This is a genomic window from Alkalihalobacterium sp. APHAB7 (assembly GCF_048323755.1).
GTDB lineage: Bacteria > Bacillota > Bacilli > Bacillales > Bacillaceae_F > Alkalihalobacterium.
This window is the reverse complement of the sequence record NZ_JBLWFS010000004.1, coordinates 270,507-291,813: the sequence shown is the minus strand read 5'-3', so window position 1 is coordinate 291,813 and position 21,307 is coordinate 270,507. Positions and strand designations below refer to the sequence as shown.

Annotated in this window: 21 protein-coding genes; 10 read left to right on the top strand and 11 right to left on the bottom strand. The window is 36.8% G+C overall.

Going from position 1 to position 21,307, the window contains the following annotated elements:
* Nucleotides 1–58: 58 nt before the first annotated feature.
* The 5 genes from ACNSTQ_RS06910 to ACNSTQ_RS06890 all read left to right on the top strand — a co-directional run bounded on the left by ACNSTQ_RS06910 (nt 59) and on the right by ACNSTQ_RS06890 (nt 4,869).
* The gene (locus ACNSTQ_RS06910) at nt 59–1,351 is read left to right on the top strand and encodes an acetylornithine deacetylase (RefSeq protein ID WP_418199118.1); all 1,293 of its coding nucleotides are present in this window, start codon (nt 59–61) and stop codon (nt 1,349–1,351) included.
* Nucleotides 1,352–1,636: 285 nt separating this feature from the next.
* Nucleotides 1,637–2,317: a thiaminase II gene (gene tenA / locus ACNSTQ_RS06905; protein ID WP_418199117.1), complete on the top strand. Its 681-nt coding sequence runs from the start codon at nt 1,637–1,639 to the stop codon at nt 2,315–2,317.
* Entirely contained in the window at nt 2,307–3,083 is a 777-nt protein-coding gene (locus tag ACNSTQ_RS06900; protein WP_418199126.1) for an ABC transporter ATP-binding protein, read from the top strand. The genes tenA and ACNSTQ_RS06900 overlap by 11 nt, the downstream gene beginning before the upstream one ends.
* Nucleotides 3,080–3,832, top strand: coding sequence for an ABC transporter permease (locus ACNSTQ_RS06895; RefSeq protein WP_418199116.1), 753 nt, complete (start codon nt 3,080–3,082; stop codon nt 3,830–3,832). The genes ACNSTQ_RS06900 and ACNSTQ_RS06895 overlap by 4 nt, the downstream gene beginning before the upstream one ends.
* Nucleotides 3,829–4,869 (top strand): ABC transporter substrate-binding protein, encoded by a 1,041-nt coding sequence (locus ACNSTQ_RS06890; protein ID WP_418199115.1) that lies wholly within the window; start codon nt 3,829–3,831, stop codon nt 4,867–4,869. Before ACNSTQ_RS06895 ends, ACNSTQ_RS06890 begins: the two co-directional genes overlap by 4 nt.
* A 135-nt stretch (nt 4,870–5,004) precedes the next feature.
* Here the strand turns inward: ACNSTQ_RS06890 and ACNSTQ_RS06885 are convergent, their stop codons facing one another.
* Nucleotides 5,005–5,571, bottom strand: a complete 567-nt coding sequence (locus ACNSTQ_RS06885; RefSeq protein WP_418199114.1) for a hypothetical protein — start codon at nt 5,569–5,571, stop codon at nt 5,005–5,007.
* Between the two features lie 322 nt (nt 5,572–5,893).
* Between ACNSTQ_RS06885 and ACNSTQ_RS06880 the strand changes: the two genes are divergently transcribed.
* Together ACNSTQ_RS06880 and ACNSTQ_RS06875 are read left to right on the top strand one after the other, a co-directional pair.
* The gene (locus ACNSTQ_RS06880) at nt 5,894–6,145 is read left to right on the top strand and encodes a DUF2621 family protein (RefSeq protein WP_418199113.1); all 252 of its coding nucleotides are present in this window, start codon (nt 5,894–5,896) and stop codon (nt 6,143–6,145) included.
* Nucleotides 6,146–6,365: 220 nt separating this feature from the next.
* The gene (locus ACNSTQ_RS06875; protein WP_418199112.1) at nt 6,366–7,628 is read left to right on the top strand and encodes an MFS transporter; all 1,263 of its coding nucleotides are present in this window, start codon (nt 6,366–6,368) and stop codon (nt 7,626–7,628) included.
* Nucleotides 7,629–7,630: 2 nt separating this feature from the next.
* On the opposite strand, the gene ACNSTQ_RS06870 is transcribed toward ACNSTQ_RS06875, so the two are convergent.
* The 5 genes from ACNSTQ_RS06870 to ACNSTQ_RS06850 form a co-directional block, all read right to left on the bottom strand.
* Nucleotides 7,631–8,029, bottom strand: coding sequence for an HPr family phosphocarrier protein (locus tag ACNSTQ_RS06870; protein ID WP_418199111.1), 399 nt, complete (start codon nt 8,027–8,029; stop codon nt 7,631–7,633).
* Between the two features lie 147 nt (nt 8,030–8,176).
* Nucleotides 8,177–8,419, bottom strand: coding sequence for a glutaredoxin family protein (locus ACNSTQ_RS06865; RefSeq protein WP_418199110.1), 243 nt, complete (start codon nt 8,417–8,419; stop codon nt 8,177–8,179).
* A 258-nt stretch (nt 8,420–8,677) separates the two neighbouring features.
* Nucleotides 8,678–9,778, bottom strand: a complete 1,101-nt coding sequence (locus tag ACNSTQ_RS06860; protein ID WP_418199109.1) for a mechanosensitive ion channel family protein — start codon at nt 9,776–9,778, stop codon at nt 8,678–8,680.
* Nucleotides 9,779–9,794: 16 nt separating this feature from the next.
* A complete protein-coding gene (locus ACNSTQ_RS06855; RefSeq protein ID WP_418199108.1) occupies nt 9,795–11,219 on the bottom strand; it encodes a sensor histidine kinase in 1,425 nt (474 codons plus the stop codon).
* A gap of 15 nt (nt 11,220–11,234) precedes the next feature.
* A complete protein-coding gene (locus ACNSTQ_RS06850; RefSeq protein ID WP_418199107.1) occupies nt 11,235–11,924 on the bottom strand; it encodes a response regulator transcription factor in 690 nt (229 codons plus the stop codon).
* Between the two features lie 271 nt (nt 11,925–12,195).
* On the opposite strand from ACNSTQ_RS06850, the gene ACNSTQ_RS06845 reads away from it, so the two are divergent.
* On the top strand, nt 12,196–13,212 hold the full coding sequence (locus ACNSTQ_RS06845) for a phosphotransferase enzyme family protein (RefSeq protein ID WP_418199106.1): 1,017 nt from the start codon (nt 12,196–12,198) through the stop codon (nt 13,210–13,212).
* A gap of 72 nt (nt 13,213–13,284) precedes the next feature.
* Here ACNSTQ_RS06845 and ACNSTQ_RS06840 read toward each other — a convergent pair whose 3' ends face one another.
* Complete coding sequence (locus ACNSTQ_RS06840; RefSeq protein WP_418199105.1) at nt 13,285–13,602, bottom strand: YtxH domain-containing protein; 318 nt, start codon at nt 13,600–13,602, stop codon at nt 13,285–13,287.
* Between the two features lie 206 nt (nt 13,603–13,808).
* On the opposite strand from ACNSTQ_RS06840, the gene ACNSTQ_RS06835 reads away from it, so the two are divergent.
* Nucleotides 13,809–14,570, top strand: a complete 762-nt coding sequence (locus tag ACNSTQ_RS06835) for a DUF3891 family protein (RefSeq protein WP_418199104.1) — start codon at nt 13,809–13,811, stop codon at nt 14,568–14,570.
* Nucleotides 14,571–14,615: 45 nt separating this feature from the next.
* On the top strand, nt 14,616–14,954 hold the full coding sequence (locus ACNSTQ_RS06830) for a nuclear transport factor 2 family protein (protein ID WP_418199103.1): 339 nt from the start codon (nt 14,616–14,618) through the stop codon (nt 14,952–14,954).
* 135 nt (nt 14,955–15,089) lie between these two features.
* On the opposite strand, the gene ACNSTQ_RS06825 is transcribed toward ACNSTQ_RS06830, so the two are convergent.
* The 4 genes from ACNSTQ_RS06825 to ACNSTQ_RS06810 form a co-directional block, all read right to left on the bottom strand.
* Nucleotides 15,090–16,766 (bottom strand): PQQ-binding-like beta-propeller repeat protein, encoded by a 1,677-nt coding sequence (locus ACNSTQ_RS06825; RefSeq protein WP_418199102.1) that lies wholly within the window; start codon nt 16,764–16,766, stop codon nt 15,090–15,092.
* A gap of 359 nt (nt 16,767–17,125) precedes the next feature.
* On the bottom strand, nt 17,126–17,566 hold the full coding sequence (locus ACNSTQ_RS06820; RefSeq protein ID WP_418199101.1) for a MarR family winged helix-turn-helix transcriptional regulator: 441 nt from the start codon (nt 17,564–17,566) through the stop codon (nt 17,126–17,128).
* Nucleotides 17,567–17,649: 83 nt separating this feature from the next.
* Nucleotides 17,650–18,840, bottom strand: a complete 1,191-nt coding sequence (locus ACNSTQ_RS06815) for an alanyl-tRNA editing protein (RefSeq protein WP_418199100.1) — start codon at nt 18,838–18,840, stop codon at nt 17,650–17,652.
* A gap of 251 nt (nt 18,841–19,091) precedes the next feature.
* Entirely contained in the window at nt 19,092–21,272 is a 2,181-nt protein-coding gene (locus ACNSTQ_RS06810) for a malate synthase G (RefSeq protein ID WP_418199099.1), read from the bottom strand.
* Nucleotides 21,273–21,307 lie beyond the last annotated feature (35 nt).

The following is a 21,307-nucleotide window of genomic DNA, read 5'->3' as shown; positions in this document are numbered from 1 at the left end:
TTATGCTATTTAGGAGTAGTATCAGTTTTTCATTCTATTATTGAAAGGAGTGCGTATTTTGAACAAAACATCTATTGATCTACTACTTCACCAGATTGATGAACGAAAAGAGGAACTTGTTGATCTAGCCAAAACATTAATTCGCTATCAAACACCAAGCCCGCCTGCTCGAAATACTGCTGATGCACAAGGATTTATTGCTACATATTTAAATGACATAGGGTTTTCGATTGATAAGTGGGATGTATATGAAGGTGATCCTAATGTAGTTGGGGTTCTAACTGGAACAAAATCTACGGAATACAACAGCCTCCTTATTAATGGTCATATTGATGTCGCTTCTGTTGAAGAAGGAGAACAATGGGAGCAAGACCCTTTCACCCCTGTTGTAAAAGATAATATCTTGTACGGTCGTGGAGCTGCTGATATGAAAGGAGGTCTCGCCGGGTCTTTATTTGCTATTAAGCTACTAAAAGAAGCTGGAGTTACCCTTTCTGGCGACCTTACCTTCCAGTCGGTTATTGGTGAAGAGGTTGGTGAAGCAGGAACACTTGAGTGTTGTAAAAAAGGGTATGATGCTGATTTCGCTGTCGTAGTCGATACAAGTGACTGCCAAATCCAAGGGCAAGGTGGAGTCATTACCGGCTGGATTACAATACAAAGTGCACAAACATTTCATGATGCAAACCGTCGCAGTATGATCCATGCAGGTGGTGGTTTATTTGGAGCAAGTGCCATTGAAAAAATGACAAAAATTATTGAAGGATTAAAAGATCTTGAGCAACATTGGGCAGTTACAAAGTCATTCCCTGGATTTCCTGCTGGAATGACAACGATTAATCCAGCCGTTATTGAAGGTGGCCGTCATGCTGCTTTCATAGCTGATCGATGCGCCTTATGGATTACGGTACATTTTTATCCAAATGAAAATCATGAAGAGATTGCAAAAGAAATTGAAGAACATATTCTTAATGTTGCAAAAGCTGATCCATGGCTTAGAGAGAACCTCCCAACATTTCGTTGGGGCGGCTCATCTATGATTGAGGACCGTGGCGAAATCTTCCCTTCTCTCGCAATTGATGAGAAGCACGAAGGCCTTCAAACATTAGCTCATGTTCATCAATCAGTTCTTCATGAAAAGGCTACAATTGGGATGTCTCCTACAGTAACAGATGGAGGCTGGCTTGGAGAAGAAGGTATTCCTACCGTTATTTATGGACCTGGAAAACTCGAGCATGCTCATGCCGTAAATGAACAACTTTCAATTGACCAACTCGTTCAATTTACAAAAGTAATGACTCAATTCATTTACGAATGGTGTAATACGAGAAAGGTGGAAGGCTCCCGTTAATCGGCGACAAGCGCTGGAAGAACAGCAATTCGTGTCCTGCTTTTGGACACGATTGATGGACTGAAGCGACCTCGAGCCGACGGAGCCTGAAACTAGACACGAAAGGTGGAAGGCTCCTGTAATCGGCGACAAGCGCTGGAGGAACAGCAAATCGTGTCCTGCTTTTGGACACGATTGATGGTCTGAAGCGACCTCGAGCCGATGGAGCCTGAAACTAGACAACGAAAGGTGGAAGTGCCTGATTAGCGGCTTATAAAAACGAAAATAGATAAGGAGTGGTTAAAAATGAAATTTACAGATCGCTTATACGAAAAAGCAAATCCAATTTGGAGAAAGAGCCATGACCATCCGTTTGTTCAAGGAATTGGCCATGGTACGTTAGATATTAAAAAGTTTAAGTTTTTTATGCAACAAGACTACTTGTACCTCATTGATTATGCACGTTTATTTGCACTAGGCAGTCTTAAAGGAACTGACCTTAAAACGATGTCAACCTTTGCAAAATTACTAGACTCTACATTAAATGTAGAAATGGATTTACATCGACAATACGCAAGTCGTCTCGGAATAAGTGAGGCAGAACTTGAAGCAACAAAAGCCGCTCCAACTACTCTAGCTTATAGTGGATATATGCTAAATGTTTCCCAACGCGGTTCATTAGCAGACCTCGTTGCAGCTGTCCTGCCGTGCACTTGGAGTTATTATGAGATTGGAACGGAGTTAAGTAAAATTCCTGGAGCACTTGAAAATGAAACATACGGTGAATGGGTAAAGATGTACGCCTCTGAAGAGTTTGGAGAATTAGCGGATTGGCTTATCACTTTAATGAATGAACTAGCAGAAGGAAGAACAGAAGCTGAACTAACCGCTCTTGAAGAAATTTTTCTAAATACAAGTCGCTATGAGTATATGTTCTGGGATATGTCTTACAACTTACAGATGTGGCCGACAGATGATGAGCAATAATGTCTTAACGTTTGACGATGTTTCCTTTTCCTATAAAGGAAAAAAGAAAGAAAAGGTAACACCCATTCTTGACCATTTATCTTTTACCATCCAAAGTGGCGAATTTGTAAGCTTATTAGGACCGAGTGGATCTGGCAAGAGCACCATTTTCAGATTAATAACAGGGCTGGAACAACCGACAAAAGGCTCGATATCGCTGTATGGAGAAGAGGAAATGAAACGCTTAGGCAAGGTCGGTTACATGCCCCAACAAGATATGCTTCTTGACTGGCGAAATATCCTTGATAATGCGTTTCTACCACTTGAAATTAATGGATTTACTAAAAAAGACAGAAAAGAACAGGTTTTGCAGTTACTTGAAGAATTCGGGCTCAAAGGCCATGAATATGACTTTCCCAATCAGCTGTCTGGGGGAATGAGACAACGAGTCTCTTTTTTACGAGCCATGCTTGGCGGGGGAAACCTGTTACTTCTCGATGAACCTTTTAGTGCACTCGATGCAGTAACACGTCTATCCATGCAAGAGTGGCTTCTAGATCAATGGGGTAAACTTGAAAAAACAGTCGTTTTTATTACTCACGATGTAGACGAAGCGTTATTTTTATCGGATCGAGTATTTCTTTTCTCGCAATCGCCACTGTCGACTTTTAAAGAAATACAAGTACCATTACCACGACCTAGGAAACTAGAAGACTTACTTTCACCGGAACTGGCAACAATTAAAAGTGAATTACTACATGAATTACGGCAGCAGGTGAAGCTATGAAACAATTAAAATATTATGCAAGTTCAGTCATTCTTTTACTCCTGCTGCTTCTTGGGTGGGAGATAGCTGCAAATCAGGTAAATAAGCCATTTATCCTGCCTTCACCCACATTAATTTTAGCTAAGATGGTTGAATTGCATGACGTTCTTTTTAAAGTCCATTTACTTGCAACTCTAGAAGTTGTACTGATTGGTCTGGTTATATCGATTGTATTTGGGGTTAGCTTAGCAGTGTGGATGAACATGAGTACACTCGCTGAAAAGACATTTTTTCCTATTGTGATTGCTTCGCAAACCATTCCCATTATTGCTCTAGCACCCATTTTCGTATTGTGGTTTGGTTATACCATTTGGAGTAAAGTCGTTGTTACCGTTCTTATTACATTCTTTCCAATAACGATTGGCGCATTTGATGGTCTTCGCTCCACGAGTAAAGATCATATCGATTTATTACGAACAATGGGAGCTAACCGCTGGCAAACTTTTTTTAAAATTCAAGTTCCAACTGCTCTGCCCTATTTCTTCTCTGGCTTAAAAGTAGCTGTTACTTTAAGCGTTATTGGAGCGGCAATCGGTGAATGGTTAGGAGCCAATGCAGGTTTAGGCTATTTTAGCCGCAGGATGATGACGCAATTTGATGGCGCTGGCGTTTTTGCCCCGATTGTCTGGTTATCAATTCTTGGCATTACCTTATTTTTAATCGTTAAAGCACTCGAAACCTATTTACTAAAATGGAGGAAAAAATCATGAAAAAACTATCAATGTTTGTACTTTCTCTTGCAACCGCTTTAAGCCTAGCAGCGTGTGGTGCGGATCAACAACAAGAAGAAAATGATGAAGCAACAGAAGGAGATACAACAGGTACAGTTGAAACAGAAGAATTAACGAGTATTGATATTATGCTTGATTGGTATCCAAATGCTGTCCATTCTTATTTATACGCGGCATTAGAAGAAGGTTACTTTGAAGAGGAAGGATTAGATGTAAAGATTGTTTTCCCTGCTAACCCAACAGACCCTATAAATCTGGCTGCTTCTGGCGGGGTGACTCTAGGGATTACATACCAACCTGACGTCATTATGGCTCGTACAAAAGATGTTCCAGTCGTTTCAGTAGCTGCTATCGTTCGGTCCCCTTTAAACCATATGATGGTCATGGCTGACAGTGACATTGAGTCACCAGCAGATTTAGAAGGCAAAACAGTTGGTTACCCGGGGATTCCTGTTAATGAACCGATTTTAAAAACAATGGTCGAAGCTGATGGCGGTGATTACGACCAAGTAAACATAATGGATGTTGGATTTGAACTAGGTTCTTCGATTGTAAGTGAGCGTGTAGATGCTGTGATCGGTACTTATATTAACCATGAATACCCTGTGTTAAAGCATCAAGGTCATGACATCCGTTATTTCAATCCGATAGATTACGGTGTTCCTTCATATTATGAGTTAGTAATTGTAACCAATGAAGATCATTTAGAAGAAAAACGTGAAGAGATTGAAGCATTCTGGCGTGCAGCTGTAAAAGGTTATGAGAAAATGAAAAACAATCCTGCAGAAAGTTTAGATATTTTATTTGCAAATCAAGACCAAGCCAACTTCCCACTTATTCGCGAAGTTGAAGATCAAAGCTTAGAAATTCTTCTTTCTAAAATGGAAACTGAAAATGAAAGTTTCGGAAGTCAAACAGTAGAATCATGGCAAGAAGTCATTGACTGGTTATTATCTGCTGGACTTATCGAAGATGCCCCTGAAGTAACTACCATTTTTGAAAATATTACTGAATAACGATCCAAAAAGCTGCACTATCGATGTGCAGCTTTTTCATTGTTCAAATATCTTTTAACTAGACTGTTTTCGTATACTTTGTTGCTTTTGCACCGCTTTGAGTGAAGAGCCTTTAACTAAGAACGTCAGGCAGTCCTATAATCGTTCTCTCAACCAAGTGAATAATATTTTTCCACCCTCTTCTTCAGCTTCAAATATAAGAGAATATTTATCTAAATAGTATTCGTACATCCACAATCCTTCCATTTCATTTCGTTCACTAACATCAGGGCTCCCTAATACTTCTTTTAACTTTGCTGCATCTAGCTCATACCCTTCTGTAGAGAGCGCAATGGCTACTAAGCGGTCCGTCTCAGGATTTATAAAAAAGGTAGCGTCATCATAGCGAAAAAACTCTCCCCCTTCATAAAACCCTGTATCCATTGCATCCCCTCTACCAGATAATATAGTCTCTTTAGTAGTCCCTAGTTGGAACTCAATATGATCGAGTTGCCCTTCAAATCCTTTTTCAATCCAGTCACTATTAATCAATTGTTTATCGGCAGCTAAGACCTTACCTACTTCGCTGCTCATTTCAATTGTCTTCTCAATATCGTAACCTCCATTGCTATTAGAGAATTGATGATTTACAAAATCAACCGAAAAAATAATCACAATCAAAAACAAGGTCACAAGTGATAATTTAAATGTAATTTGCTTCATAATCCGTACTCCTCCAATCTTAAAAAGTGAAATAAGCGTTCATTAAATTCCTCTTATTTAGGCTTTATTAAGCCTAATTTTAAGAGGTTAACTACCTAACTTTTTTAAATTCAAGTAAATAACGTTCTATGAAATTTATAGCTTGTCCATCTAACTGTTTGTTTACATGTTTACCCTATCTAATTTAAAAATATGCATAATTTTCATATGGGTTTAACCAGAGAAGAAGTATGGTTTGTAAATTAACAAATTGTGATAGGCACGCAATTATGTATATAATAGGTTTGAAAATAATATAGTTTTTTGAAAGGATTGAAACATAGTGAGTTGGAATGCTGAAGCAACATCTTTATTAGAAGAATTATTAGCACCAGTACCTGTATTTGTAAGACCAATGGCCAAAAAAGGCATAGAAGCAAAGATTAATGAATTAGCAAATGGTGAAGAAGTAACGAAAGACCATGTCATTCGTGGTTATATTTTAGCTTCTCCTGGTCCAATGCAAAAACGTGCTGTAGCTTTATTAAAAAGCAAAGATATTGACTTAACTCCATATGAAGATTTATTAAACTAAAGTATATAATTTAACTAGGGAGAGCGACCTGCTTCTCCCTTTTGTTATAAAGTATCTTTCGCTCTGGTTCATTTATAAGTATATAATTCCTCATTCTAATCGGATTCCCTTCTTCTCATCCAAATTATTACCAGAAACTTTTTTTCTCTATGTTTTTTCTGCAAATTCCCTTACAATAATTAGTATGAATTTTCAAAATAAATATTAAAGGTTGGTTATAATGAAGCAATCTTCTTTTCATAAAGGATGGTTCATGCTCATCCTCATCGTTCTCAGTGTATTAGCTTGCCTTGGCTTTGGCCGTTTTTCATTTGGAGCAATTCTTCCATTTATGAAGGAGGGTTTAATGTTAGATTATCGGGAGACAGGGTTAATCGCTTCATCCATTTTTTTAGGCTATCTAGTTGCAGTCCTTCTTTCTGGTTTTTTTGTCATAAAATTCACAGCTAAAAAGGTCATTGTTGTTTCACTAATTGTCATTGCAATAGGTATGATGATTACAGCAAATGCTCCTTACTTTTTAATAGCCTACATTGGATGCTTTCTAACAGGGCTTGGGACTGGTGGATCCTACGTTCCATCATTAGGTCTTATCAGTCAATGGTTTTCACCTAAAAAAAGAGGAATGGCTATGGGGACAGCTATGGCTGGCTCAGGTATTGGAATGGTATTTAGCGGATTTGTAGTTCCTGCTTTAGTTGTTATCAATATAGATCAGGGCTGGCGCTTAAGCTGGTATTTACTTGCCTTTCTAGTCATTATCATAGCCCTTATTAATTGGATATTCTTAAAAAATAAACCTGAGGATGTCGGACTACACCCCATAGGAGCAACTGACAGTCGGTTATCACAAGTTCAACCATCTGAACCATCAGTTGCTAAACCTAAAAATGTATATCGCAACAAAACACTTTGGTTTATTGGATCGATCTACTTTTTATGGGGAGTAAGTTACTTAATTTTTTCAACATTCCTTGTAGACTACTTAATTACAGACGTACAATTTACGAGTCAACAGGCTGGAAACTTCTTTGCAGCAGCAGGGATCGCTAGCATCATTAGCGGATTTGTATGGGGAAGTATTTCAGATAAAGTTGGGAGAATGGTCGCATTAATGATTGTGTTTTTTACGCAATTCTTTATGTTAATGGGTCTTAGTTTTTCCACAGACAGCTTTTTCATTTTTATGCAAGTTATTATTTACGGTTCAACACTTTGGGGTGTCCCGACCATAATGAATGCAAGTGTAGGTGACTATATTGACGCCAAATACATTCCAGTCGCAATGGGCTTTGTAACGATATTTTTTAGTGCTGGACAGCTCGTTTCTCCAATAGTAACAGGTGTTCTAATCGATTATACTAATTCTTATTTGAGCGCTCACCTTTTATCAGCAATTACATGTTTTATTTGTGGGATTGGTTGCTACGTTCTATTTTATACAGAACGAAAAAAGGCTACTCTTTTAGAACTAGAATTATAATTTTAGATCTCTTTTTTACCTGACTTTAAATACGATTGAGCTACTGAACGAACAGAAGAATTCCATAACGAAATCGAGTGGCACATGGCTTCTTGAACGTTTTCAGCTCCCGCTTCCTCCCAGTAGCTCAACGTTGTTTCTCCGTGAATTTCATTTACAAACTTCTCCCAAAATTGCAGCACCTTCTCAACATCTTCACCTTCAACCGAAATCATATATGACTCTCCAATTTTCGTCATTAACATAAACGACATTAAACCTAGCATACTCTTTCCGTTGCATTGATGACTTTTCGTTTGAAAGTACATCTTGCTGGCAAAACGTTCATTTGCTGTTACAAGTTCTATAACTTTTCTTACGGTAAACCCTTTTGGAAAGACCAATTCTTTTTCAATCTTCATAATACTCCCTCCACATCCGTTATATTGAGAGCAATTATAATAATAAACCAACCGATCTAACTACAATTATGTTACATTTGATAACACGAAAAATGAGACATTCACAAATCTAATTACCTTATAGTAATACTTATGAAGTTTCCACTTTTACCTTTCTTCTAGAGGCAAACCTAGTGCCTTTCTAAATTTTTTCTCTTGGAATCCTAGAATTAACTTCCCATTAATCAATGTTGCTGGTGTACCTATAATCTTTTTTTCTTTTAATTGATCATAATATTCTTTTTCGACGGATACATTTCTTTCTTCATATTCGATCCCCCACTCTTGTAACGCCGTTTTAACCTTCTCGCAATAAGGACAACCTTTACTTGAATACACAATAACTTCCATTTACTACCCCTCCAGTTTTTAAATTGTTTATTTTTATAATCTAATTGGCCTAGAAAAAACTTCATGAGTAAGTAACATTATATTGAAATCCAGGACTTTAATATTGTCTTTTTTATGATATCATGGACAATTGCACGGAAAGTTAGGAAATCAAGAATTAAATCGCACAAATTATTAATCGTAAAAATATGGGTACCAGGTACCTTTAGTTCACTAAAGTACAAAGAGAGGCTGACCTAATGTCAGCCTCTTGATTTGCTAGCTTTCTGTAGTAACTTCTTTACCTTTTGTTTCCTTCTCTACTGTTTCAACATATAAAGAACGACTTGGGTAGGCAATAGATGCTCCTTCTTCTTCTAAAATCTCCATTATCTTTAAATTGATATCTTCTTTTACTTCTAAATACTCGCTCCAAATCGTTGTTTTCGTATAAAAATAAATAAACACATCTAAGCTGCTCTCATTAAATTTATCAAAACGAACCATGATCGTTTCAGGGTGAACCTCTTCATGATTTTCGATTAGTTCATTTATACGGTCGACACATTTACGCATCTGTTGTCTAGTTGTTTGATAAGTTAAACCTAGGTTAAACATAATTCTACGTTTACCCATGTTACTAAAGTTTTCTATTTCTTGATTAGCTAATGTTGAGTTTGGAACTATAATAACGGAATTAGCAAACGTACGAATTTTTGTACTTCTAAAGCCAATGTCTTCAACAACGCCTTCTACTGAAGGTGTCTTAACCCAATCCCCAAGTGAGAATGGTTTTTCTGTTATGATTACGACACCGCCAAAAAGGTTGCCTAATGTACTTTGGGCGGCTAGAGCAACAGCAAGTCCACCAATCCCTAAACCTGCAACTAAGTTGTTAATATTATGTCCCCACGCTTGGGCAACTAGACTTAGGATAACCGCAATAACGACAACTTGGACGACCTTAGAAAAGAACGGTATTAAAATATCATCAAACTCTACATCGAGCTTCTCTTTTAGTTTTTCAAACACTGCTGAACTCTTACTCGATAGCTTAACTAATCCTGAGCCAATAACTAAAATAACAATCGTATTAAAAATACGGTCCACTAATAACTCTGTTCCAATTGGAAGATCATGAGTTTTTATTCCAATATAGATCGGTAAAAAGATAAAAAACGTCCGAAGCGGCTTTTCAAACGCATTTAAAACCGAAATAAAAAATTCATTATTGGTTTTATTAATCAATTTTGAAAGTAAATAGATTACAAGCTTTGATAACCATCGATTGATAAAAACAAAGAAAACGACGATGATAATCGTTGTAATTTCTCGGTATTGCATAAAAAGTGCAATCAGTTGACTCATTAATTCAGGCAACGTATTATTCCCCCAATCAATCTTCCTTCACTTCAGTTCCCTGTGGTAAAACTATAGTAAAAATTGTACCAAAACCTGGCTTACTTTCAACTGTAATTGTGCCACCATGAAGTTCGACAATATGCTTAACAATAGCTAGACCTAAGCCACTGCCACCATTTTTAGATGTTCTCGATTTATCGACCCGATAAAACCTTTCCCAAATAAGAGGTAATTCATTTTCTGGAATACCTTGTCCGTTATCTTCAATTGAGATCTCGAGATGTTGCATCTGTTCATTTTTTTCAATACGTACTTGAATTTCACCATTTGGAGTATAACGAATACTATTTTCAATTAAATTTTTTACTACTTGTTTCATCTTTTCTTTATCAAAAAAAGCAGACCACTCGTTATTCTCTATTTCTAGCTTTAGTCTAATATTTTCCTGCTGGAGTTTCAAATCAAAATCTAGCTTTAAATCATGGAACCAAGAATATAAGTTTACAACATCCTTATGAAGTTGTATATTCCCCTCCTCGTATTTTGCCAACTCAAACAAATCATTTACGAGTACTTCCATGTTTTTAGCTTGCTTGTATATCATTTCTGCTTGCTTTTTACACAATGTATCACTTTCTTCACGGTCCTTTAACAGCGCAGCATACGCTTTAACATATGTTAGTGGGGTTCGTAAATCATGTGAAATATGAGATAGAAACTCTTTTCTTGTATTATTATAACGTTTTAATTGATTTGACATTTGTTGAATATCTTGAGCAAGCCTTCCAACTTCATCATTAGCAGTCGGTTGAATTTCATACTCAAAGTTTCCCTGAGCAATTTGATTTGTAGCTTTACCCATCATTTGTAACGGCTTTGTCAATACCCTTGTTAAATATAAGACAAATAAAAGTCCTATAATAAAAATAATGATACTCATAATAAACACAAGTTGAAGAATATTATTTTTTGTTGTTTCAAATTCTCTCATATCTTGGTCAATAAATAAATAACCTTTGACTCTTTCATTTACGTAGATAGGCTTCATCGACCATATGTGCTGAATAGGATGTTCTCGTATTGAAACATAATCTGTAATGGGTTGTTTGATATTTGGATGCAGGGCTGTTGTATTAATGATTTGTTCAATCCATAAATGGTACACCTCAATTAGATCCGAATCAATCGGCTGCGCCATTACTAAAGGATTTAAATCTTCATCAAAAAGAAGAAAGTTAACTGTATCTTCTTTTTCCATTTTTAATACATGTAATATCGTATCAATCACAAAGTGATTCTCAATACTTTCAGCATGAGCTACTAATCGGTGTTCTAACTGCTTCGTTAGGTGATCTCGATAAAATTCTTTGGACTGAATATAAAACGTAAAGCTCATTGTTAATATTGTCGCTAATAAGCTAATCACTAAGAGCATTGCTAGTTTTGAAGAGAGCTTCATTGGGTCCTCCAATCATCAGGAAAGGTCTTGAACGACTTGATAACCAATTCCCCATACCGTTTCAATTACTTTCTGTGTATATCCCGTTTTCTTTAACTTTTCACGAATGTTTTTTATGTGAGCATCAACATTTCTAGCATCACCATCAAAAGAAAAATCCCATTCCAATTCAACTAATTGCTCACGTGAATAGACTCTACCTGGATGACTGGCTAAGCGAAAAAATAATTGATATTCTTTTTTCGTTAACGGAACAACTCGTCCATTGTGGGATACTTGATATTTTTCTTGGTCAAATAGTAAATCATGAATCTCAAAGGTTTGTTCAGTATTTGTTGATCGTCTGATAACCGATTGAATTCTTGCAACCATTTCCCGTGGCTCGAATGGCTTAACGATGTAATCGTCTGCACCTATATTTAACCCTTTTACGATATCATCTGTATCGCCAAGTGCAGTTAATAAAATGATAGGAATTTCTTTCATTTTCTCCATTTGTTTCATTTCAGACAGTACGGAAATACCATCCATTATCGGCATCATTACATCAAGAAGAACAAGGTCTACACTTTGGGTTTCAAGGATTTTTAATGCTGCTTCCCCGTTTTCTGCTTCGACAGTTTCATAGTCAGTTTGTAAACATATACTAATTAATTCGCGCATATCGCTTTCATCATCTACAATAAGAATGATCTTTTTTTTCATTAATATCCCTCCAATTTTAATTTGTAACCAATGATTTATTTTTGACGTCTAATAATATAGATAAAGGCTGTTTTCGTAAACTTTGTTGCTATTGGATCGTTTTTTGAACATAAATTAGCCCTAATGGACCAATTCATTGGTCCATCTGGCTAATTTATGTTCAAAAGCTTCACGCTAAAGCGTGAAGAACCAAGCCTTTGCTTGGTTACGGTCCAATAGCTTAGAGCAACAATCCTTGAGAAAAAAGCCTAGTTAAAAGGATGTGAAGCGTATGGAACAAGAAGTCGAACAATATTTTAATGATGATATTTTACTTCAAGCAGCTACCGCCTATCAAATCCCTTTCACCTCTTTAATAAAATTAGGAAGCTTTGAAAACTACGTATTTCAAGGTATCAATTCTCACGGTAAAGAGGTCATCTTAAGATTAACCCATAGCAGTCATAGAACTGAAGAACAAGTTGAATCTGAGCTACACTGGTTATCCTACTTACATAAAAATGACGCTCCCGTTTGTGGCTGCTTACCTTCTATTAAAGGAAATTTTGTTGAAACCATCCAATCTGAAGATACTGCTTTTTTCGTAAGCTCATTTGAGAAAGCAATAGGTTGTCCGGTTAAAGTGACTGACTCCTTATTTGATAATACTTTATTTTATAAATGGGGGGAAACGATTGGCCGCTTCCACCGATTGACAGTCAACTATACGCGTCCTGATTTCATTACAAAACGCCCCGACTTAGTCGAAGAGTATAGCAAACAGTTTGCACCTTTTTTACCTAATAATCAGAAGGTGCTATCCAAGGTAAGTGAAGTCTTACAGGCGGTCAAAGGATTACCGAAGTCTCCGGCACGTTATGGGCTGATTCATTCTGATGTTCATTCAGGGAACTTCTTTTATGATGAAGCGACGGGCAAGATTACGGTTTTTGATTTTGATGATTGCTCCTACCACCACTTCATTAGTGATATCGCAATCCCATTATACTATTCTGCTTGGTTGAAATACGATAACCAACATGACAGAAATAGCTTTGGTCATGAATTTCTAATGCACTTTTTAAAAGGTTACCAAACCGAACGTTCTATTCATATAGAAAGTCTTAAGGAAATTTTATTATTTCTTAAATTAAGAGACTGTGAACTTTATGGTGTTTTTCATAAAAAATGGGATACAAATAACTTGAATGACCGTCAAAAAGGTCTATTGAATGAAATTTACCAACGAATAATGAACGATCAGCCCCTTATTCAACTAAATGTAAAGAGGATCATTCAATCCCTATAATTTGTACTTAACAATCATCTCTCAACTATATACTAAAAGTATGTAGAAAATATAAAGAGGTTGACAATTAAGTCAACCTCTTTGTTCTCCTTCGATATTTTCTAGCCTATCATGGACGACATACCCTACATCACCGCCACCTTGATCATCTTGCTGTGTATTTGCCTCATCTATTTCAAATAAGTCCTGAGCCCATTCGCTCCCCATTTCCAAAATCATATGAGATAGCGGTTTATTTTCAGAAGGTGTAACGTTCATTTTTTCAAAGAGATCTTGTCTCATCTCGTCTCCCCGTTTTGGCGTAAGTAAAAGTGCGCTCGTTGCACCGATCATTCCACCAACAAGAGTTCCAATAACAAAACCTGGTCCTAGATTACTTTTTTTACCCACGACACCAACTCCTTATGGCACTTTTGTTTATAAATTGTTATTACTTACCTTTTTTACTTACAGTTAACATACCCGTTTTTAATTTATATATGCCTTTTCAAAAGTGAATGAGAATAAAGTCATATCCACAATTTGGACTTTCTCTTTGAACTAATAGCTTCACATCGTTACAATGGAAGTATCATTTTAGAAAGGGCGTTGATGTAATGATTATAAGAGAAACTGAAGATGCATTTATTATGATTAAACAACATGACCACGCCTTTCTCTCAGGAAGAGTCGTTGAGCACTTCTCACCCGAATTGCTCCAATCCGACCAGTTCATTGAAGATGTAAGTTATGCTGCTTATGAGCATGACCGGAGCTGGATCGGTTTAGACGAAACTCCTATTTGGAATGATCAAGCTCAAGTACCTTACTCGTTTTCAGATTTCCCCCTTATTCCGAAGCTGGCTTTTTACAAGATTGGACTAGATGAAATAGAACAGGTCAATGCTTATGCAAGTTTATTATGTAGTCTCCATTATTGTTCGTTCTTTTCGAAGTCTACTGACGAACGTGCGGTTCAATTTCTGAATAATGAACGGAAGAGACAAATAAAAATCAAACAAGATATAACAAACCTTAATCATGAATTACTTTTAGAACATTTCCGCTTACTGCAACTTTCAGATGATCTATCGTTGTATATTTGTTTAAATGAACCTGGAGTCGAAAAAAACCGAGAACATCCATGGTTTGCTGACGGGTTCGGAAACTCAGAAATTTTTACAGCTAGTAATCATCCATTTTTAGCAAACTGGATCAACCATAATGAAATAAGCTTAAGTTCATTTCCATTTGATGAAGAATTTCATCTAACATTAAAGTACAAGACTGTATTAAAAAGTGCCATACAAGTCATGGGTATTGCAAAAGCATATGAGAATAGTTTATTAGAAGAGCATCGAGTATTCATTCGGAGATAATAAACAAAGTTGCACATAAATTTAAACATGAAAAGAGGATTAGTAATGGAAAACATAGCAGAAAAGTTAGCACAAACACAATTGGATGCCTATAACAGACAGAACCTCGAAGACTTCTTAACTGTTTATAGTGAAGATGTGGAAATTTATGAATTTCCTTCAACGTTAATATACAAGGGAATTGAAAAAATGAGAGAACGTTATGGCCAGTTATTTCAAGCCAACCCAAACCAACACGCTGCCCTTCTTTCACGAATGGTCAATAACAATATGGTCATTGATCATGAACATGTAACAGGTAGAGCAAATGGAGTTGATGTTCATGCCATCGCAATCTACGAAGTGGAAAACGACAAGATTACAAAAGTTTGGTTTATAAAATAATAGAACCAAGCAAAGCGCAAGCGTCCATTTAGCGACGTCTCGCTGTGCACTGGAGCTAGACATCTTTGAATTTTATACTTTCCTATCTCTAAAAAAACATCGTGAAAGAAGAACTTTCACGATGTTTTCTACTGCCTATTTTAATTGGATACCATAAATTTGCCCACCTCGAGAAGCAACGACTAATGTGTCATGGAAAACTGCCGGTGACGCTTCAATATTAGACCCCACATTAATTTTACTAATCAATTCACCTGTTGCGCCTTTTAGTAGATGCAGGTTCCCTACAGAATCAGCCTGTACAATATATGACGTTCCTGACTTACTATAAACATCAACGGGAGATGACCAAGCGTAATTTTCCATTTCCCAGCGCCAAACTTCTTTACCTGTTTGCTTATCTAGAGCAACCATGACACCACTATTCATCGTTTTATAACGGGCAACTGTAAAAATAACGAGGTCTTCAATATCCTTTTTCCCCATAATCGGCGTAGCTAATAAGCCGCCATTCACACCGTCCAGGAAAAATGCTGCATAGTCTTTCTGCCAAACTACCTCTCCTGAAATTCCATTTATTTTTCTAAGCATCGCTTTTCCGTTATGACCTTGTTTATCAACCTCTGTTCCTGTATATAAGTACGGAACTTCATCTTCAATTTCGAGGACAATCGTTGCATCAGTATCATCCGAACGACCTAATGCCCATACTGGTTTATTCTTTGTTAAGTCCATTGCTACAACACTACCGCCATTATCAGCAAAAAAAGCTAGATTTCTATATATGGCTAAAGAATTTTCAATTCCTTGATATTGATTTCCACTGACTTTATATCTTAGCTTTATCGTTTCTGGCTGAATTGAAATTTTTCCATTCTGCCTATCGAAATTCGTATGCAACTTCAAAGAATAGAACAAACCATTTTCTCCACCAACATAAAGCGTATCCGTCATACGGTTAACGACAGCAGAACTATCAAACGCTCCCCAGTTTCTATATGCAAATGGATCGATCCCAGGTATAAAGTGAAGTAATTCTCCATCTATTAAACTATAAATCGAAAATCCTATTTTCCCAGATTGAGGGATGCCGTGCCCAACATAAAGAAGAGGATAACCTCTAGGATCAACAGAAACACTTCCTTTAATTGGGTTACGAACATTTATCGGTTTTCTAGTTGGCTCCCCTGTTTCGAGGTCTAGAAAATAAACCTGACCATCTAAAGAGCCTTGAATGACTTCTACAAATCCTTCTCTTTCCTTAAACGGTTGCGATAAATTCATCACTTGTTTGACGTCATCTTCCCACTGGATCACTACAGGTTGGCCAGTCCAACCAGTACCGCCTCCCCAATTTGGACTTGAAGATGTTTGGAAGTTCCAACTAATATCTAAAAAAGATAGACCTTCACTGACATTGCCGAATGTTGGAGAATCTCTTAAATGATTCCCCCTAAATGTTAAGACACCTTTAATTTCTGAGTAAGTCTCTGGAAAAGTCATTGGCGTTGCTTCGTTATGAAATGTCGTCTTTTGATTGGGCCCCGATAGGTTATAACTAATATTATGGTGATCATAATGGGGTATATCCATTAATACTGGATATTCAAAAGGTTTCTTAAAACGGCTCTCTGAATATATTGCTTTTTCAAGATTCTCTTTTTCCTTCAAAGTATGGGCATTCATACGATGCGTTTCATCCATCAATGCCAGAGTCGCCTCACTTTTTTCATATGTAAGGAAATAGAAGAGAATACATGCTGATAAAACAATAGTGAAAACTGTAAGACTTGAAAAGATCAATTTTTTCATAAACATTTCCTCTACTATTCATTTGTTTTCTTTATTCTATCAGACTTTTATCACAGACTGTCATACTTATTTTTATCATTTTTTTACAGATTTAGACAACTCTAATTTGTAGTGTAGTAAGACCGTGATTTACTTTGGAAACTAGCTTTTTTTAGATTTTCTTTTTTTTCATGCTATATTTATTCAATTAACAAGGCTCTCTTTTCAAAGATTGTTGCTATTTGCTTTTGGATCGTTAGCCAAGCGGATGCTTGGTTCTCCACGCAAAGCGTGAAGGTTTTGAAAATAAAACAACCATTAACAAAAAACACATAAGTTCTCATTTGAGAGTCTCATGTGTTTCACCAGCATTTTTTCAGCTATTGTAAGTTATTATTAATTTTATCGAGTACACGTAAAAAGACATCCAAATCATCTTTCGGTATTCCTTCTGAAATTTGTTCAATCGTTTTTTGTGCTTGCTTGATGAGACCAATTTGCATCTTTTTCCCTTCAGAAGTTAGAAAGATCAGGTTGGTTCTTCCATCAACAGGGTGTTGCACTCGTTTAACTAATCCTCGCTTTACCAGGTTATTTATCAACCTTGATACACTCGGTTGATCTTTACCGGTTAATTTCGCAAGTTGTTGTTGTGTCATTCCATCTTCTTCCCATAAGCGGATCATAATCGACCACTGGTCATGTGTAACAGGATAATCGTTATCTTTAAAATTTTTATTTAATCGATTAATAACGAGTCGACCAGTGTTAGCAATTCTATATCCAATCGATTCTTGCAAAACGTACTTTCGATAGTCCATATTGATCCCCATTCATTCGCTCATTTAATACTTTGATCGTACAATAAGGGCACGTGTTGTTCAAGTTTTACTTCAACGATTTATTATAACAGTTCGACCACTTTATTTAGTAATTGTTGACCCGTTATTACGGCTTCACCGCCACCCTGAGCTAATGCTTCATTTCCACCGCCTTTACCATTCACTAATGGTAACGTCTGTCTAACTATGTTATTCATACTTAATTCACTATCATCTCCACGGCCAAATACGAATTGAAGCTTGTCTTCATTTTCTGCAACTAGGAACACATTAATATCATTTCTTTCAGAAATTAGAAGTCGAACTAGCTTTTGTAACTCTTGAATGGTGCGATTTTGAAAAACTCTCGTTAAAATAGGTATCCCATTTTGAAGGTTAGTCTTCTCCTGAAGTTCCCTAATCTCATACTGTAATAGTTGTTCACGGGTTTCCTCTAACGTTTTTTGAAGGTCTTTTTCATGGTCGAGTAAACGATTGACAGCGGATACCATGTCTTGTTCAGGTGTACTCAGCAACTGAGTTAACTGGCTAACGACTTTATGCTTCGCTCGAAACTGCCTCAATACGCGCTCTCCACACACAAACTGAACTCTAATCTTCTTTTTTTGACGTTCCCAATTTAAGATTTGGATCGCTCTCACTTCTCCTGTTGTTTTCGGATGGGTTCCACCACACCCGTTATAATCCAATTCAGGTATAATGACAAGGCGAATATCATTTTGAATGGTTGGTACTTTCCGTAATGGGTATTGCCTTAACTCCGATTCAGTTACCCATTTTGTTTCAACAGATCTATTTTCAAGAATGACTTGATTAGCTAGAGACTCCACTTCAATAACTTGTTCTTCTGTAAGTTGATCAATATCTAAATCAATCGTGACAAATTCTGTACCTAGATGAAAGCTTACGGTTGACATATTAAACAACTCTTCAAAACAAGCAGATAAAATATGTTGGCCCAAATGTTGCTGCATATGATCAAAACGACGCTGCCAGTTAATGACGCCGAAAACTTCATCACCATCTAAAGGCTTTTTTATGTAATGACGAACTGCCCCATCGATTTCTTCAACATTTATAACAGGTACATCATTTATCGTTCCGACATCATGTGGTTGTCCCCCGCCTGTAGGATAAAATGCAGTTTCAGTTAAGACGGCATATAAGTTTCCTGTCTCATCTTTTTGTTGCTTTATAAGCTGTGCTGTAAATGATTGAAAATACGCATCACGGTAATATAATCGTTCTACCAAACAAAACACTCCTTATGTACTCTCAGCTTGATACACTAAGTTCGATTGGTCCTTATTGTTATTATATATAGAAAACTAGCCGATTGGCGAGCCTTTAAGCGAAGACAGCGGTCTATTGTTACTTTTACTTAATGCCTCAAATTGTTTTACTACGTCGAATGTACTTCTTTGCTGGCAATTTATTGTTTCTTAACGTGCAAAAAAACAGTGTGACCGCATACGAACTACGGCCACACTACTTTGCTTATGACTTATTTGGTTTGTGTAGCAAATTTTGCTTTCGCTTCAATACGACGACGGTGCAGGATTGGCTCTGTATAACCACTTGGTTGCTCAATTCCTTTAAACACAAGCTCGCATGCTGCTTGGAATGCAACCGAGTTATCGAAATCAGGTGCCATTGGACGATACTCTGCATCTCCTGCATTTTGCTCATCCACAACTGCAGCCATACGCTTCATTGTTTCTAATACTTGTTCTTCTGTACAAATGCCGTGGTGAAGCCAGTTCGTCACGTGCTGACTTGAAATGCGTAATGTCGCACGGTCTTCCATTAATCCAACATTATTAATGTCAGGAACTTTCGAACAACCGACGCCGTGCTCTACCCAACGTACAACATAACCTAAAATACCTTGCGCATTATTATCAAGTTCTTTTTGAACTTCTTCAGCACTCCACTGTGGATTAGACTCTACAGGAATTTGTAAAATTTGATCCTGTAAATTTGTTATGCTATTTTTTAACTCATCTTGAATAGAAGTCACTTCAACTTGGTGGTAATGAAGTGCGTGTAATGTTGCAGCAGTCGGTGACGGTACCCATGCAGTATTAGCACCCGCTTTTAGTTGACCACCTTTTTGCGTTAACATTTCTGCCATTAGATCTGGCATTGCCCACATACCTTTACCAATTTGCGCACGTCCTTGTAAACCACACGCAAGACCGACATTTACATTTGACTTCTCATACGATTGTAACCACGTCGATGACTTCATATCGTTTTTACGAATCATTGGACCAGCTTCCATCGATGTATGCATTTCATCCCCTGTACGATCAAGGAAACCTGTATTAATAAAAACAACTCGTTCTTTTACTTCATTAATACAGTTTTTTAAGTTTAGAGATGTACGACGTTCTTCATCCATAACCCCAATTTTTAATGTATGTCGCTCAAGACCAAGTAAATCTTCTACACGGTTGAATAGTTTGTTAGAGAATGCAACTTCTTTAGAACCATGCATTTTTGGTTTAACGATATAAATTGAACCTTTGGTTGAATTAGCTACTTTACTATTTTTTATTAGATCATGCTTTGCTATTAAACTAGTAACCAAGCCATCTAAAATACCTTCTGGAACTTCTTGACCATTCGCATCAAGTACTGCGTTGTTTGTCATTAGATGACCTACGTTACGAACGAACATAAGCGAACGTCCACGCAATGTTAATGTGGCTCCAGAAAGAGCTGTATACGTACGATCTGAATTAAGCTCTCGAGTAACCGTTTGTTTTCCTTTTGCAAATGTGGCAGATAAGTTACCTTTCATTAGTCCTAACCAGTTACGATACACTTCAACTTTATCTTCTGCATCTACTGCAGCTACAGAGTCTTCACAATCCATAATCGTTGTAAGTGCCGATTCCATTAGGACATCTTTTACACCTGCTTGATCAGACTTACCAATTGGATGATCACGATCAATTTGGATTTCAAAGTGCAAACCATTATTCTTTAATAAAATAGTTGATGGATCTTCAGGATGTCCCTGATAACCTACTAACTTTGTCTGATCTTGAAGTTCAGATGTTTTTCCACCACTATGTAAAACAACTAATTTATTATTCTTAATTGAATAATTCTCAACATCTTTATGAGATGCATCTACTAATGGTGCTGATTGGTCAAGAAAGTCTTTAGCAAATGAAATAACTTTTTCACCACGAACTGGGTTATATCCCTTTCCTTTCTCAGCGCCATTTTCTTCAGAAATAACATCGGTTCCATATAGTGCATCATATAGGCTGCCCCAACGTGCATTTGCTGCATTTAATGCATATCTTGCATTATTAACTGGTACAACTAGTTGTGGCCCCGCTTGAAGAGCGATTTCATCATCAACGTTTTGCGTTGTAATCTCGAAATCTCCTACTTCAGTTTCAAGATAGCCGATCTCTAGTAAAAATGATTTATATGCATCAAACGAAAAGTCTTTATTTTCTTTATGCCATGTACTAATTGCTGATTGTAATTCCTCACGGCGTCCTAATAACTCCTTGTTTTCTGGAGCTAATTCAGTAATTAACGTTTCTAAATTTGACCAAAATTGCTCACTAGTAATCCCACTTCCTGGAAGCGCTTCAGAGTTAATAAAGTCATAAAGCACTGAAGCTACTTGAAGATTTCCTACTTTTAAATAGTCTTTCATATTTATTGCCTCCTTCATATGATCACATTGTACAT